Consider the following 15,418-nt stretch of genomic DNA (forward strand, 5'->3'; position numbering starts at 1 on the left):
CGTGCCGAGAGCTCTCCCCATGGAGTCGCAGGCCGCTGCCAACTCCACTTCCAGGAGGCTCCATGAACCTCGATTCCACGGCGTCCGGGCTTGCGTACCAGTCGGGCTTCGGCAACCAGTTTTCCAGCGAGGCCCTGCCAGGCGCCTTGCCCGTCGGCCAGAACTCCCCGCAAAAAGCCCCTTACGGCCTCTACACCGAACTCTTCTCCGGCACGGCCTTCACCATGGCCCGCAGCGAAGCGCGGCGCACCTGGATGTACCGTATCCAGCCATCGGCCAACCACCCAGCCTTCGCCAAGCTGGATCGCCAGCTGGCAGGCGGGCCGCTGGGCGAGATCACGCCCAACCGGTTGCGCTGGAACCCGCTGGATATTCCGAGTGAGCCGACCGACTTCATCGACGGCCTGGTGAACATGGTCGCCAACTCGGCAGCGCAGAAACCGGCCGGGATCAGCATCTACACCTACCGCGCCAACCGCTCCATGGAACGGGTGTTCTTCAATGCCGACGGCGAGTTGCTGCTGGTGCCCGAACAGGGCCGCCTGCGCATCGCCACCGAGCTTGGGGTGCTGGAAGTCGAACCGCTGGAGATCGCGGTATTGCCCCGCGGCCTGAAGTTCCGCGTCGAACTGCTGGACCCGCAGGCGCGCGGCTATATAGCCGAAAACCACGGCGCGCCCCTGCGCCTGCCCGACCTGGGGCCGATCGGCAGCAACGGCCTGGCCAACCCGCGGGACTTCCTGACCCCGGTCGCCCACTACGAAGACCTCAAGCAGCCGACCACCCTGGTGCAGAAATTCCTCGGCGAGCTGTGGGGCTGCGAGCTGGATCATTCGCCGCTGAACGTGGTGGCCTGGCACGGCAACAACGTGCCGTACAAATATGACCTGCGCCGTTTCAACACCATCGGCACCGTCAGCTTCGATCACCCGGACCCGTCGATTTTCACCGTGCTGACCTCGCCCACCAGCGTGCACGGCCTGGCCAACCTCGACTTCGTGATCTTCCCGCCGCGCTGGATGGTGGCCGAGAACACCTTCCGTCCGCCGTGGTTCCACCGCAACCTGATGAACGAATACATGGGCCTGATCCAGGGCGCCTACGATGCCAAGGCCGAAGGTTTCGTGCCCGGCGGCGCTTCGCTGCACAGCTGCATGAGCGCCCACGGCCCGGATGGCGAAAGCTGCACCAAGGCCATCAACGCCGAGCTGCAACCGGCCAAGATCGACAACACCATGGCCTTCATGTTCGAGACCAGCCAGGTGCTGCGTCCTAGCCAGTTCGCCCTGGAATGCCCGCAATTGCAGAACGACTACGATGCTTGCTGGGCCTCGCTGCCCGCCACCTTCAACCCGAATCGGAAATAACCCATGAATCAGCCAACCATCACCCGCAGCTGGGTTGCCTCCGCCAACGACCATGCCGACTTCCCTCTGCAGAACCTGCCGCTGGGGGTGTTCAGCCACAAGGGGTCGGCGCCACGCAGCGGCGTGGCCATCGGCGAGCACATCTTCGACCTGGAAGCGGCGCTCGACGCCGGGCTGTTCGAGGGCCCGGCCAAGGCCGCGGCGCAAGCCACCCGTGGCGGCCAGTTGAATGCCTTTTTCGAACTGGGCCGTCCGGCCCGCGTGGCCCTGCGCGAACGCCTGTTGGAATTGCTCGGCGAAGGCAGCAGCCTGCGCGGCAAGGTCGAGGCCCAGGGCGCGAAACTATTGCCCCTGGCCGCCGATTGCCAGATGCACTTGCCGGCAAGGATCAATGACTACACCGACTTCTATGTCGGCATCGAGCACGCGCAGAACGTCGGCAAGCTGTTCCGCCCGGACAACCCGTTGCTGCCGAACTACAAATACGTGCCGATCGGTTACCACGGCCGCGCTTCCACCATCCGTACTTCCGGTGCCGACGTACGCCGGCCCAAGGGCCAGACCCTGCCCGCCGGCCAGAGCGAGCCGATCTTCGGCCCATGCGCGCGGCTGGACTACGAACTGGAGCTGGGCATCTGGATCGGCCAGGGCAATGAGCTGGGCGAGCCGATCGCCATTGGCGACGCCGCCGAGCACATCGCCGGCTTCTGCCTGCTCAACGACTGGTCGGCGCGGGATATCCAGGCCTGGGAATACCAGCCGCTGGGCCCGTTCCTGTCGAAAAGCTTCATCACCAGCATCTCGCCCTGGGTGGTGACGGCCGAAGCCCTGGAGCCGTTCCGCCGTGCCCAGACGCCACGTCCCGAAGGCGACCCGCAGCCGCTGCCGTACCTGCTGGACAAGCGCGACCAGGCCGCCGGTGGTTTCGATATCGAGCTGGAAGTGCTGCTGCTCACTGACGCGATGCGCGAGCAAGGCCTGCCGGCTCACCGCCTGACCCTGAGCAACACCCAGTACATGTACTGGACCGTGGCGCAGATGGTCGCCCACCACAGCGTCAACGGCTGCCAGTTGCAGGCCGGCGACCTGTTCGGTTCGGGCACCCTGTCGGGCCCGCAAAGCAACCAGTTCGGCAGCCTGCTGGAAATCACCGAAGGCGGTAAGAAACCGATCGAACTGGCGTCCGGCGAAGTGCGTAAATTTCTTGAGGACGGTGATGAAATCATCCTGCGCGGCCGCTGCCGCCGCGAGGGTTTCGCCTCCATCGGTTTCGGCGAATGCCGCGGTAAAGTCCTGCCTGCCCGTTAAGAAGAGGTGCGCGTCATGGAGCTCTATACCTACTACCGTTCGACCGCGTCCTACCGGGTGCGCATCGCGCTGGCGCTCAAGGGCCTGGACTACCAGGCGCTGCCGGTCAACCTGCTGGCGGCCGGCGGCGGTGCGAACCGCCAGCCGCAATACCTGCAGATCAACCCGCAAGGCCGCGTGCCGGCCTTGCGCACCGACGACGGCGAGCTGCTGATCCAGTCGCTGGCCATCGTCGAATACCTGGAAGAACGTTATCCACAGGTGCCGCTGCTCTCCCAGGAGCTGGCGGCCCGCGCCCACGAACGGGCGGTGGCGTTGCTGATCGGCTGCGATATTCATCCGCTGCACAACTCCAGCACGCAGAACCTGCTGCGCCAGTGGGGCTACGATGAGGCGCGGGTGCTGGAGTGGATCGGCCACTGGATCAGCACCGGCCTGGCGGCGGTCGAGCAGTTGATCGGCGAGCAGGGGTATTGCTTCGGCGAGCAACCGGGGCTGGCCGACACCTTCCTGATTCCCCAGCTGTACGCGGCCGAGCGCTTCAAGGTGCCATTGGACGCCTACCCGCGGATTCGCCGGGTCGCCGCCCTGGCCGCCGAACATCCGGCGTTCCAGAAGGCCCATCCGGCCAACCAGCCCGATACGCCCGCCTGACCTGTGTAGCCGGTGCCGCAGGCTGCGATCGACCGGAGCGGTCGCGAAGATCTCAGGATCGCTGAAGGCCTTCGGCCTTATCGCAGCCTGCGGCAGCGGCTACAGGAGACAGGTCTGCGGGAGCAGTTTGCTCCCGCGCCTGAAGATGTACACAAGACCGATCCTTGTCGCTCAAGAGCAATGACGGTCTGCCGGCTCCCATAACCATAAAAAACAGCAGGTACCTTGCGATGCACAATCAGATTGCCAGCTTCCGGGCGGCCCTCGACGCCCGTCCGGTGTCGCGTTATCAGTGGTTGCTTCTTCTGCTCCTGGCCCTGTTGCTGGTCACCGACGGCTACGACGCCCAGGTGCTGGGTTATGTGGTGCCGGCCCTGGCCCAGGATTGGGGCCTGGAAAAGGCCGCGTTCGGTCCGGTGTTCAGCGCCAACCTGCTGGGCCTGACCCTGGGCTCGCTGGCGGTGACGCCGCTGGCGGACCGGTTTGGCGTGCGGCGGATTCTGCTGGCCTGTGTGCTGGTCTACGCCAGCCTCACGGTGATGATGGTGTTCGCCGATTCGCTGAACAGCCTGATGGTCGCGCGTTTTATCTGCGGCATCGGCATGGGCGGGGCGATGCCCAGCGCCATGGCGCTGATGTCGGAATATTCGCCGCCGCGCCTGCGCACCCTGATGGTGACCCTGGCCGCCTGCGGTTTCTCTTTCGGCGGCGCGGCCGGCGGTTTTGTCGCCGCGGGTTTCATCGACCGCTTCGGCTGGCAGGCGGTGTTCCTCGCCGGCGGCGTCACGCCGTTGCTGCTGTTTCCCTTCCTGGCCTGGTTCCTCCCCGAATCGTTGCCGCGCCTGCTGCGCGATCAGCCGCCTTATGCCCGCCTGCGCAGGGTCACCGCGCGCATGTTGCCGGACTGGCAACCACCGGCCGCCTCGGCCGCGCAGAACCAAGCCGAGCAGGGCAGCAAGCTCACGGTGATCGAGCTGTTCCGCCACGGTTATGCGCGCCCGACGCTGCTGATCTGGTCGACCTTTTTCGTCAGCCTGATCCTGCTGTATTTCATGATCAGCTGGTTGCCGTCGCTGCTGCTGGAAAGTGGCCTGGGGTTGAACGAAGCGAACCTGGTGACCTCGATGTTCCTGTTCGCCGGCACCCTGGGGGCGATCTGCATGGCCTGGTTCGCCGACCGCCTGCAACGCAAGGTACGGCTGCTCTCGGTGGTGCTGGCCGGGGCGGCGCTGTGTACCCTGCTGTTGGGCCTGAACCACGACAACCCGCGTTACCTGGTGGCCTTCGTCTTCGCCGCCGGCTTCTGCATCATCGGTGGCCAACTGACCCTCAACGCCTTCGCCAGCAACTTCTACCCGGCCCATGTCCGCGCCACCGGCACCGGCTGGGCCCTGGGCGTCGGCCGCTTCGGCTCGATCCTCGGCCCGCTGTTCGGCAGCCTGCTGCTGGCGATGCACATCCCGGTGCAGCAGATCTTTTTCTTCTGCGCGATTCCGGCGGTGATTGCGGCGCTGCTGATCATCCAGGTGCGCTCGCCCGAAGGCCTGCCAGCGAGCACGCCCGAACCCATGGACTCGCTGGTCGCGAAGCTCGCCCGCGACCAACGTTAACGCTTGCCCCTGTAGGGGCCTTGCTGGCGATAGCGTCCGGCCTGATACACCGCGTCGTCTTCATCGCCGGCAAGTCGGATCGCCGCCTGCTCGCTCCTACAGAAACACTGCCCGTCTCTGTAGGAGCGAAGCTTGCTCGCGATGGCGCCCGGTTTGGCACACCACGTCATGTCCATCGTCGGCAAGAATGGTGGATGTCAGTGCACGATGCTATTGGGCGGCAGGTGCCCCAGGCGTTCGGTCAGGCGCAGGCGCTGGATCGGGTCTTCGCTGAGCAGCAGGGCGTGCTCCAGGTCGAAGCGTTCGGCGTTGGGGCAGTCCAGGTGCTGGTAGAGGCTGGCGCGGGCCAGGTAGTCGGAGGCGCTGCCATTGCCCAGTTCCAGGACCCGCTCGGCATCGATCAGCGCATTGAGGTGGTCGTCGTGGCTCAGGTGCAACTGGCGCAGGTTGCGCGACAGGCGCTGGAGCATTTGCTGTGGGCTGGCTGTGGCCAGGTGCTCGGCGGCCAGCTTGATGTTCGGCCCGTACTGGCGCTCCAGCAGTTCACGGCAGTCGTTGGGGTACAGGCGGCGCCCGCCGCAAGGGTCGAGCAGGTGATCGGCACCGGGCACGCGCAATAGAAAGTGCCCGGGGAAGTTGACCCCGACCATGGGGATCTCCAGGCGCCGCGCCAGCTCCAGGGCGATCAGCCCCAGCGCCAGCGGTTGCCCGCGCCGGGTGTGCAGCACCTTGTCCAGCAGCGCCGCCTGCGGGCGCAGCGGCAAGAACTCGTCCTGCTGGAAGCCCAGGTCGTTCATGCGCCGCAGCAGCGGCTGGCCCAGTTCGCTGACCGGCAGCAGCGGCAAGCCTGCGCTGACCCGCTGTTGCAGTTCCTTGAAGTCTTGCAGCAACTGCTCGGGCGATACCTCTTTGTCGTGCTCGGCGGCGATCCACAGCGCCGCCTCGAAAAGGGCGGGCGGGGACTGTTGCAGGCAGGCGAAAAAAGCTTGACGCGGGTTCATCGAAATCTCCGGCGAATGCCTCGTTTTAGCCCCGTCGCGGGCGTTCGTCCAGTGCCGCACACATGCCGTAGCAGGTTATTTCCTAAAGCCCGGAAAGGCACCGGGCTTATTCCCGCGCGCTCCAGCAATTTTCATGCACAAGCCTATACTGGCGACTACAAGAAGTGATTCGGGAGCCCGACGATGTTCGCTCTCATGCAAAGCACTCGCCTTGAATCGCTGCACCTGAGCGTTGACCCGGCCACCGGGTTGAAGGCGGTGATTGCCATTCATAGCAGCCGCCTGGGGCCTGCCTTGGGAGGTTGTCGTTACCTTGCCTACCCCGACGACGAAAGTGCCGTGGTCGATGCCGTGCGCCTGGCCCAGGGCATGAGCTACAAGGCCGCCCTGGCCGGCTTGCCCCACGGTGGCGGCAAGGCGGTCATCATCCGTCCGCCACACGTCGAAAGCCGTGCCGCGCTGTTCGAAGCCTTCGGTCGCTGCGTCGAGCAACTCGATGGCCGCTACATCACCGCCATCGACAGCGGCACCTCGGTCGCCGACATGGACTGCATCGCCCAAACCACCCAGCACGTCACCAGCACCACCGCTTCCGGCGATCCGGCACCGCATGCCGCCATGGGGGTGTTCGCCGGCATCCGCGCCACCGCCATGGCCCGCCTGGGCAGCGACAACCTTGAAGGCTTGCGGGTGGCGATCCAGGGCCTGGGCAATGTCGGCTTCGCCCTCGCCGAGCAACTGCATGCCGCGGGCGCCGAACTGCTGGTCAGCGATATCGACTCCGGCAAGGTGCAACTGGCCATGGAGCAACTGGGCGCCCATCCGATCGCCAACGAAGCCTTGCTCAGCACCCCGTGCGACATCCTCGCGCCCTGCGGGCTGGGCGGCGTGCTCAACAGCCACAGCGTGGCGCAACTGCGCTGCTCGGCGGTGGCCGGTTCGGCCAACAACCAGCTGACCAACCTGCAGGTCGCCGATCAGCTGGAAAACCGCGGCATCCTCTACGCGCCGGATTACGTGATCAACGCCGGCGGGCTGATCTACGTTTCGCTCAAGCATCGCGGTGAAGACCTGGCGACCATCACCGCCCACCTGTCGAAGATCAGCCAGCGGCTCACCGAGGTCTTCGCCCATGCCCAGGCTGAAAAGCGCTCCCCGGCGCGGGTGGCCGACGACTTGGCGGAGCGCGTGCTGTACCGCTAGGCGCGAGGGCCTTACCCGGCCATTTCGCCCTGTAAGCCCCGCGCCACAAGCGCGAGGCGCAACAACTGCACGCTGACCCGGCGTGCCAGGAGCCATGTGATGCCGCACAAGGTTGCACTTCCCTATACCCGCTATTTGTCCCCGGACGGCCAGTTGCTCGGCGACCTGCCGGCCTGGGCCGACGACTTCAATCTGCTGACCCGGCTCTACCGGCAGATGCTCTTGACCCGCCTGTTCGACCAGAAAGCCGTGGCCCTGCAACGCACCGGACGCATCGGCACCTATGCGCCGACCCTCGGTCAGGAAGCCATTGGCGTGGCCATCGGCAGCCTGATGCGGCCCGAAGACGTGCTGGTGCCCTATTACCGCGACACCGCCGTGCAACTGATGCGCGGGGTGCGCATGGAGGAGATCCTGCTGTACTGGGGCGGCGACGAGCGCGGCAGTGATTTCGCCGACCCGGCGGTGGCCGAGGATTTCCCGATCTGTGTGCCGATCGCCACCCAGGCCCTGCATGCCTGCGGCGTGGCCAGCGCATTCAAGATCCGTGGCGAGCACCGGGTGGTGGTGACCACCTGTGGCGACGGCGCCACCAGCAAGGGCGACTTCCTCGAAGCCCTCAACGTGGCGGGCACCTGGCAGTTGCCGGTGGTGTTCGTGGTCAACAACAACCAGTGGGCGATCTCGGTGCCACGGCGCATCCAGTGCGGCGCGCCGACCCTGGCACAGAAGGCCATCGGCGCCGGCTTCCACGGCGAGCAGGTCGATGGCAACGACATGCTCGCGGTGTACGACCGGGTGCGGGCAGCCCTGGAACGTGCCCGGCATGGCAAGGGACCGGTGCTGCTGGAGTGCCTGAGCTATCGCCTGGGCGACCACACCACCGCCGACGATGCCACGCGCTATCGGGCCGCGGATGAGGTCAAGCAGGCCTGGCTGGAAGAACCGGTCAAGCGCCTGCAACGCTTCATGGTCGGGCAGGGCGTCTGGGACGGAAACCGCGAGCAGGCGCTGATGGTGGAATGCCAGGCGCTGGTGCAGCGTGCTGTGGATAACTTCGAGGCGGCGGGCACCCAGGCCCCCGAGTCGGTACTGGACTACGTCTACGCACAGTGGCCGGCGGCCCTGGCCGAACAGCGCGAGGTGTTCCTCGAACGGCTGGCGCGGCGTGCGGGAGGTGCGGACCATGAGTAACGGCACATTCAGCCTGCTGGAAGCGGTGAACCTGGCGTTGCACCGGGCCATGGCCGAGGACGAGAACGTGATTGTCCTGGGTGAGGACGTCGGTGTGAACGGCGGGGTGTTCCGCGCCACCCTGGGGCTGCGCGACAGTTTTGGCTTCAAGCGGGTGATCGATTCGCCGCTGGCGGAAACCATGCTCGGCGGGCTGGTGGTGGGCATGGCCGCCCAAGGCCTGAAGCCGGTGGTGGAAATCCAGTTCATGGGCTTTATTTACGCGACTATGGAGCACCTGGTGTCCCACGCCAGCCGCATGCGCAACCGCACCCGCGGACGCATCACCTGCCCGATGGTGTTGCGCACGCCCATGGGCGCGGGCATTCGCGCACCGGAACATCACAGTGAAAGCACCGAAGCGTTGTTCGCCCACATTCCGGGGCTGCGGGTGCTGGTGCCGTCCTCGCCGGCGCGGGCCTACGGCCTGCTGCTGGCGGCCATCGACGATCCCGACCCGGTGCTGTTCCTCGAGCCGACCCGCCTCTACCGCATGAACCCGCAACCGCTGGTGGACGACGGCAAGCGCCTGCCGCTGGACAGTTGCTTCACCCTGCGCGAAGGCAGCGACATCACCCTGGTCAGCTGGGGCGCGAGCATCGTCGAGACCCTGCAGGCCGCCAGCGCGCTGGCCGAGCAGGGCGTGTCGGCAGAGGTGATCGACGTCGCCTGCATCAAGCCGCTGGACCTCGACACCCTGGAAGCCTCGGTGCGCAAGACCGGGCGCTGCGTGATCGTGCATGAGGCGCCGCGCACCTGCGGCGTCGGCGCGGAAATCGCCGCCAGCCTCTACGAGCGGGTGTTGCTGGAATTGCAGGCGCCGATCCTGCGGGTCACCGCGCCGGACATTCCACCGCCGCTGTATCGCCTGGAGTCGCTGTACATCCCCGGCGTCGAAGACATTCTTCACGCCTGCGACAGCACCCTGAACTTCGCCTGAGGAGGCTGCGATGAAATATTTCAAACTGCCCGATCTGGGCGAAGGCCTGCAGGAAGCGGAGATTGTCGAATGGCACGTCAGGGCCGGCGATGCGGTCAAGGCCGATCAGTTGCTGGTGTCGGTGGAAACCGCCAAGGCCCTGGTGGACATTCCCGCGCCCTATGACGGCGTGGTGGCGAAAACCTATGGCGCGCCGGGTGACATCCTGCATGTCGGCGAACCCTTGCTCGGCTACGAAGGCGAGGCGGATGCCGGCACCGTGGTCGGGCGCCTCGAAGGTGGCGGGGCCAGCCAGGAAGACCGGTTTTTTGTCGGCGCCGCGCCCTCGACCCGCGAGCATATGGCGGTCCGCGCCACGCCAGCGGTGCGCCAACTGGCCCGGCAACTGGGTGTGGATGTGAATGCCTTGAGCGGTTCGGCCAAGGATGGGCTGATCAGCCGCGGCGATGTGGAAAGCGCCGCGCAGCAGGAACGGGAGCGGTTCGGCGGTGACCGGCTGCGCGGGGTACGCCGGAGCATGGCGCTGAACATGGCCCGCTCCCACGCCGAGGTGGTGCCGGTGACGATTTACGGCGATGCCGACCTGCACCGCTGGGGCCAGGCCCGCGATCCGCTGATCCGCCTGGCCAAGGCGCTGGCGGCGGCCTGCGCGGTGGAGCCGGTGCTCAACAGCGCGTTCGATGGCAAGAGCCTGTCGATCAAGCAGCACCAGCACCTCGACCTGGGCATTGCGGTGGACACCCCCGATGGCCTGTTCGTGCCGGTGCTGCGCAATGTCGGCCAGCGCGACGCGGCGGACCTCAAGGCCGGAGTGACGCGCCTGCGCGCCGACGTGCAGGCGCGCTCGATTCCGCCCCAGGAGATGATGGGCGCGACCCTGACCCTGTCCAACTTCGGCACCCTGTTCGGCCGTTACGCCAACCCGGTGGTGGTGCCGCCGCAAGTGGCGATCCTCGCTGCCGGGGTGATCCGCGACGAACCGGTGGCCCTGAACGGCGCGGTGGTGGTGCATCCGCTGCTGCCGCTGTCCCTGACCTTCGATCATCGGGTGGTCACCGGCGGAGAGGCGGCGCGGTTTTTCAAGGCGCTGGTAGAGGCGCTGGAGCAACCCTAGGGTCTGTACGAAAAGTGGCTGCGCGCTGGGCGCCTTCGGCGCTACGCGGGCCATGCTGCGTTAAAAACAGGCTCGTGCGCGAGTCCGATCGGAATGCTCATGTAGGTCCCTACAGTCGAACGCGACCCCGGCCGTTCCTCGCCTATTTTTGCCTTGCCTGACCTTCGCTCGCCGACTTTTCGTACGGACCCTTAGTTTTCCACAGGCATGAAAAAGGCCCTGGGCGCAAACCCAGGGCCTGTTCAATTCGAGCCTGCTTACTTGGCGGCTTTGCTTGCCTTGGCAGGCTTGGCCGGTGCTGTGGGTTCCGCGGCTTCGGGCGCTGCCAGCGGAGCCTCTGGCTCGGCCGCCGCAACCGGCGCGCTGAGCAGTTCGGACAGGGCGTCCGGCTGGCTCTTGAAGGCCTTGGCGAACACATCGCGGTTCTTCGCCATGTAGATCCCGGCTTCTTCCACCTGTTGCTCGCTCAGGGACGGCACCGCTTTTTGCAACACTTGCGCCAGCAATTCAGCCAGTTCGAGCATTTTGTCATGACGGTCAGCTTCGGCTTTATCCATGAACAAGCGCTCCAGATCTCGGCTGCTGCGGTATACCACTTCGACGGCCATTCACCACCTCACATGCCTTCACGATAATGGGTATTTGCTACTACTGTATTTATATACAGGCGAGAAGAATAAGCGAATCCTTATGCTTTGAATAGTGGCTTTTTAATCTAGACGGGTTTCAGGGTTTGTCAGGTGATTACGCGTCGATCCCCATCGCGGGCAAGTCGGATCGCCGCCCGCTCGCTCCTACAGCGAAGACGCCCTTGAAAGCCCCCACAGAAGTGTCCAGCCGACCCCGGCCGCCATCTCATTCCCCAGACGCTGGCCTTTTTTCTGCATGCAGAACAACCGTCACGTCCAACCCGCATCATCCGGTCGAGTCGACCTAAGGAAAAACCATCGTGAAAATCAATTGGGCCGAGAAACTGCGGCAGAACGTCCATCAGCTGGCCGAGTCCCTGGGCAACCTGTTCGTCGAGACCTTTCACTACCTGGCGCTGTTCGCCATCGGCGCGGTGACGGCCTGGGCGGCGGTGATGGAGTTTCTCGGGATGCTCGAAGAAGGTCATATCAAGATCGATGACATTCTCCTGCTGTTCATCTACCTCGAGCTGGGCGCCATGGTCGGCATCTACTTCAAGACCAACCACATGCCGGTGCGCTTCCTGATCTACGTGGCGATCACTGCGCTGACCCGCCTGCTGATCTCCAACGTGTCGCACCACAACCCGCCGGACCTGGGGATCATCTACCTGTGCGGCGGCATCCTGCTGCTGGCGTTCTCGATCCTGGTGGTGCGCTACGCCTCGTCGCAGTTCCCCTCGGTGAAAATCGAACACCCGCAACGCAAAGTCGGTGCGGGTTCCAGCGAGCACCCGGAAGTCGAGAAGGGCGAGCTTTAAATCGCCACGCTCAGGGGCGGCCGGCCCTTGGCGGCCGGCAGCGGCAGCTTGAAGCTGTCGCTGTTGGTCATGGCTTCGAGGATGGCCACGGCGCTGTGGCCCTGCTCGATGGCGATGCCGAACTGAATGCTTTGCACCAGGCGCTTGAGCCGCTGCGGATCGTTGCGCTGCTCGGCGCTGATCATGCGTTTGGCCACGACCCGGCCGGCCTTGGACAGGGTCAGCATGATGCTGCCGTCCAGACCCTGGATGCTCAGGTTGACCCGGTATTCCGGGGCGAAGGCATCGGTAATCAGCTGAAAGGGGTTGTCCATGTGCGTCACCGCCTGATTGTATCGTGCAGTCATTGACCGGCCGGGATCGGGATTAGTTCGCATTTCCAGACCACTGGCAGGCCGTTCGCTGAGGTTTGATAACGTCCGTATTCCTCGGGTCTTGCAAAGCAAAGGGCATGCCGGGAAAAGCGCCGCCCAATAAACCCGGGGGCGAAAAAAAACGGACCAATAGGTCCGTTTTTCTTTGGCTACCCGTTTCAGGGCATGAACGAATAAATGATCGCTGACAGTGCGATCAGACCGATCAGCACCACGAACAGATTCGACAGCTGGCCTGAATACTGGCGCAGCGATGGCACTCGCCGGATCGCGTACATCGGCATCAGGAACAGCAGGCAGGCGATCACCGGTCCGCCCAGGGTTTCGATCATGCCGAGGATGCTCGGGTTGAAGGTGGCCACGGCCCAGCAGGTGAGGACCATGAACAGCGCGGTGCAACGCTCCAGCCAGCGCGACGACAGGCTCCGGCCGCGGCTGCGCAGGCTTTTCACGATCAGCCCCTGGAAACCTTCGCTGGCGCCGATGTAGTGGCCGAGGAAGGATTTGGTGATCGCCACCAGCGCGATCAGCGGCGCCGCATAGGCGATCACCGGCGTCTGGAAGTGGTTGGCCAGGTACGACAGGATCGAGATGTTCTGCGCCTTGGCCGCGGCCAGGTCGGCCGGCGACAGGGCCAGTACGCAGCTGAAGCAGAAGAACATCACCGTCAGCACCATCATGCCGTGGGCCACGGCGAGGATGCCGCTGCTCTTGCCTTCGGCCTGGGCGCCGTAGTGGCGCTTCTGGTCGACGGCAAAGGCCGAGATGATCGGCGAATGGTTGAACGAGAACACCATCACCGGGATCGCCAGCCACAGGGTTTTGAGGAACAGCGGCATGGACATGCCGTCATTGGCCGAGGCGAAGAAGGCGCCGTTCCAGTTCGGGATCAGGCTGAGGGCCAGCAGCAACAGCGCGGCGACAAAGGGATAGACCAGCACGCTCATGGCCCGCACGATCACGCCCTGGCCGCAGCGCACGATGGCCATCAGGCCGAGGATCAGCACCAGCGACAGGATCGCCCGTGGCGGCGGCGTCATGTGCAGCTGGTGCTCCATGAAGCTGCCCAGGGTGTTGGTCAGCGCCACGCTGTACACCAGCAGGATCGGGAAGATGGCGAAGAAGTAGAGCAGGGTGATCAGCTTGCCGGCGCCGATGCCGAAGTGCTCTTCCACCACTTCGGTGATGTCGCCGGAGCGCCCGGACAGCACGAAGCGGGTCAGCCCGCGGTGGGCGAAGAAGGTCATCGGGAAGGCCAGCAGCGCCAGCACGATCAGCGGCCAGAAGCCGCCGACTCCGGCGTTGATCGGCAGGAACAGGGTGCCGGCGCCGATGGCGGTGCCGTACAGGCCGAGCATCCAGGTGGTGTCGTGCTTGCTCCAGCCCTGGCTGGCGGTCGTGGTGTCGCGGGCAGTCTCTACGGCAGGGTTTTCGGCAGCGGGTGTTCGTACATCGGTCATCGGTATTGCCTCGTTATTATTCTTGCTCGGGCTCACGTAGTACAGGCGGTCAGGCCGTTTGAAAACGTAGCGAGCGAAGGCAAGACAAGGCAAAAACAGGCGAGGAACGGCCGGGGTCGCGTTCGACTGTAGGGGCCTACATGAGCATTCCGAGCCTGTTTTTAACGCAGTATTGCCGAGCGCAGTCGTTTTCATACGGCCTGGGGGAATGCTCCTCAGCACTCCACCCAGCTCACGGCCAGGCCGCCCCGTGAAGTTTCTTTGTATTTGTCGTGCATGTCGGCGCCGGTATCGCGCATGGTGCGGATCACCCGGTCCAGGGAAATGAAGTGTTTGCCGTCGCCGCGCAGGGCCATCTGGGTGGCGTTGATCGCCTTCACCGCGGCGATCGCGTTGCGCTCGATGCAGGGCACCTGCACCAGGCCGCCGACCGGGTCGCAGGTCAGGCCGAGGTTATGTTCCAGGCCGATTTCGGCGGCGTTTTCCAGTTGCTCCGGGGTGGCCCCAAGCACCTCGGCCAGGCCCGCGGCGGCCATCGCGCAGGCGGAACCCACCTCGCCCTGGCAGCCGACTTCGGCGCCGGAGATCGAGGCGTTTTTCTTGCAGAGAATGCCCACCGTGGCGGCGCCGAGGAAGAAGTCGATCACGTCGTCGTCCGACGCTTCGGGGTTGAACTTCATGTAGTAATGCAGCACCGCCGGGATGATCCCCGCCGCACCGTTGGTCGGCGCCGTCACCATGCGCCCGCCGGCGGCGTTTTCCTCGTTCACCGCCAGGGCGAACAGGTTGACCCACTCCATGGCCGACAGGGTCGAGCTGATGACGTTGGGCTTGCCGATTTCCAGCAGGTTGCGATGCAGCTTGGCCGCGCGGCGCGGGACATCCAGGCCGCCGGGCAGGGTGCCTTCGTGGCGCAGGCCCTGCTCGACGCATTCGCGCATCACCGCCCAGATGTGCAGCAGGCCGCTGCGGATTTCGGCGTCGCTGCGCCAGGCCCGTTCGTTGGCCATCATCAGTTCCGAGACCCGCAGCTGGTGCCGTTGGCACAGGGCCAGGAGTTCCACCGCGTTGTTGAAGTCGTAGGGCAGTTCGACGCCGTTGGCCGCCGGGGCGCCTTCGGCCACTTCGGCTTCCTCGACGATAAAACCGCCGCCCACCGAGTAGTAGGTCTGCCGCCACAGCAGGCCGTCCGCAGCAAAGGCTGACAGCGACATGGCATTGGGGTGGTAGGGCAGGCTTTCGTCGAGCAGCAGCAGGTCGCGCTGCCAGTCGAAGGCGATGCGCGAGCGGCCGCCGAGGCTCAGCTCGCCGCTTTCGCGCAGTTGCTGGATGCGCGGGCCGATGCTGCGCGGGTCGATGCTGTCGGGCCATTCGCCCATCAGGCCCATGACGCAGGCACGGTCGGTGGCATGGCCGACGCCGGTGGCGGACAAGGAGCCGTACAGGCGGATTTCCACCCGCTGCACCTGTTCCTGCAACCCTTGCTCGAACAGCCCCTGGGCGAAGGTTGCGGCAGCGCGCATCGGGCCGACGGTGTGGGAGCTGGATGGGCCGATACCGACTTTGAAGAGATCGAAAACACTGATAGCCATGCTAAAGCCTTACAAGCAATGGAAGAGAAATCGCTGCCATTTTTTGTAGGCCGAGCGTCAGGTCGGCGATACTGCCTAGCTCGGTCAAGACTGACCAACGAATTTTCCTAAG

13 protein-coding genes and 1 pseudogene are annotated in these 15,418 nt (G+C 65.1%); 9 read left to right on the forward strand and 5 right to left on the reverse strand.

Going from position 1 to position 15,418, the window contains the following annotated elements; all coding sequences use genetic code 11:
- Positions 1 to 62: 62 nt before the first annotated feature.
- The 4 genes from hmgA to C4K27_RS04860 all read left to right on the forward strand — a co-directional run bounded on the left by hmgA (position 63) and on the right by C4K27_RS04860 (position 4,939).
- The gene (hmgA, locus tag C4K27_RS04845) at positions 63 to 1,367 is read left to right on the forward strand and encodes a homogentisate 1,2-dioxygenase (protein ID WP_007930807.1); all 1,305 of its coding nucleotides are present in this window, start codon (positions 63 to 65) and stop codon (positions 1,365 to 1,367) included.
- 3 nt (positions 1,368 to 1,370) lie between these two features.
- Positions 1,371 to 2,675, forward strand: coding sequence for a fumarylacetoacetase (gene fahA, locus C4K27_RS04850; protein WP_053259677.1), 1,305 nt, complete (start codon positions 1,371 to 1,373; stop codon positions 2,673 to 2,675).
- Between the two features lie 15 nt (positions 2,676 to 2,690).
- Positions 2,691 to 3,329 (forward strand): maleylacetoacetate isomerase, encoded by a 639-nt coding sequence (gene maiA / locus C4K27_RS04855; RefSeq protein ID WP_053259678.1) that lies wholly within the window; start codon positions 2,691 to 2,693, stop codon positions 3,327 to 3,329.
- 230 nt (positions 3,330 to 3,559) lie between these two features.
- Positions 3,560 to 4,939, forward strand: a complete 1,380-nt coding sequence (locus C4K27_RS04860) for an MFS transporter (RefSeq protein ID WP_053259679.1) — start codon at positions 3,560 to 3,562, stop codon at positions 4,937 to 4,939.
- Between the two features lie 197 nt (positions 4,940 to 5,136).
- Here C4K27_RS04860 and C4K27_RS04865 read toward each other — a convergent pair whose 3' ends face one another.
- A complete protein-coding gene (locus C4K27_RS04865; protein ID WP_053259681.1) occupies positions 5,137 to 5,940 on the reverse strand; it encodes a SirB1 family protein in 804 nt (267 codons plus the stop codon).
- A 183-nt stretch (positions 5,941 to 6,123) separates the two neighbouring features.
- On the opposite strand from C4K27_RS04865, the gene C4K27_RS04870 reads away from it, so the two are divergent.
- From C4K27_RS04870 to C4K27_RS04885, 4 genes are all read left to right on the forward strand, one after another.
- Positions 6,124 to 7,143: a Leu/Phe/Val dehydrogenase gene (locus C4K27_RS04870; protein WP_007932382.1), complete on the forward strand. Its 1,020-nt coding sequence runs from the start codon at positions 6,124 to 6,126 to the stop codon at positions 7,141 to 7,143.
- 99 nt (positions 7,144 to 7,242) lie between these two features.
- Positions 7,243 to 8,337, forward strand: coding sequence for a pyruvate dehydrogenase (acetyl-transferring) E1 component subunit alpha (gene pdhA / locus C4K27_RS04875; RefSeq protein ID WP_053259682.1), 1,095 nt, complete (start codon positions 7,243 to 7,245; stop codon positions 8,335 to 8,337).
- Positions 8,330 to 9,316, forward strand: a complete 987-nt coding sequence (locus C4K27_RS04880; protein ID WP_053259683.1) for an alpha-ketoacid dehydrogenase subunit beta — start codon at positions 8,330 to 8,332, stop codon at positions 9,314 to 9,316. Before pdhA ends, C4K27_RS04880 begins: the two co-directional genes overlap by 8 nt.
- A 10-nt stretch (positions 9,317 to 9,326) precedes the next feature.
- A complete protein-coding gene (locus C4K27_RS04885) occupies positions 9,327 to 10,430 on the forward strand; it encodes a dihydrolipoamide acetyltransferase family protein (protein WP_053259684.1) in 1,104 nt (367 codons plus the stop codon).
- A 350-nt stretch (positions 10,431 to 10,780) separates the two neighbouring features.
- Here the strand turns inward: C4K27_RS04885 and C4K27_RS04890 are convergent.
- Positions 10,781 to 11,038: pseudogene (locus C4K27_RS04890) on the reverse strand (YebG family protein); the annotation flags it as partial.
- Positions 11,039 to 11,379: 341 nt separating this feature from the next.
- Between C4K27_RS04890 and C4K27_RS04895 the strand changes: the two are divergent.
- Complete coding sequence (locus tag C4K27_RS04895; protein ID WP_009042237.1) at positions 11,380 to 11,880, forward strand: phosphate-starvation-inducible protein PsiE; 501 nt, start codon at positions 11,380 to 11,382, stop codon at positions 11,878 to 11,880.
- Here C4K27_RS04895 and C4K27_RS04900 read toward each other — a convergent pair.
- The 3 genes from C4K27_RS04900 to C4K27_RS04910 all read right to left on the reverse strand — a co-directional run bounded on the left by C4K27_RS04900 (position 11,877) and on the right by C4K27_RS04910 (position 15,306).
- Positions 11,877 to 12,194 (reverse strand): DUF3509 domain-containing protein, encoded by a 318-nt coding sequence (locus tag C4K27_RS04900; RefSeq protein ID WP_007932393.1) that lies wholly within the window; start codon positions 12,192 to 12,194, stop codon positions 11,877 to 11,879. The genes C4K27_RS04895 and C4K27_RS04900 overlap by 4 nt on opposite strands.
- Before the next feature lie 218 nt (positions 12,195 to 12,412).
- The gene (locus C4K27_RS04905; RefSeq protein WP_053259686.1) at positions 12,413 to 13,714 is read right to left on the reverse strand and encodes a serine/threonine transporter; all 1,302 of its coding nucleotides are present in this window, start codon (positions 13,712 to 13,714) and stop codon (positions 12,413 to 12,415) included.
- 215 nt (positions 13,715 to 13,929) lie between these two features.
- The gene (locus C4K27_RS04910; protein WP_053259687.1) at positions 13,930 to 15,306 is read right to left on the reverse strand and encodes an L-serine ammonia-lyase; all 1,377 of its coding nucleotides are present in this window, start codon (positions 15,304 to 15,306) and stop codon (positions 13,930 to 13,932) included.
- Positions 15,307 to 15,418: the final 112 nt, after the last annotated feature.

The sequence above is a fragment of the Pseudomonas chlororaphis subsp. chlororaphis genome, assembly GCF_003945765.1.
GTDB classification, from domain to species: Bacteria; Pseudomonadota; Gammaproteobacteria; order Pseudomonadales; family Pseudomonadaceae; genus Aquipseudomonas; species Aquipseudomonas chlororaphis.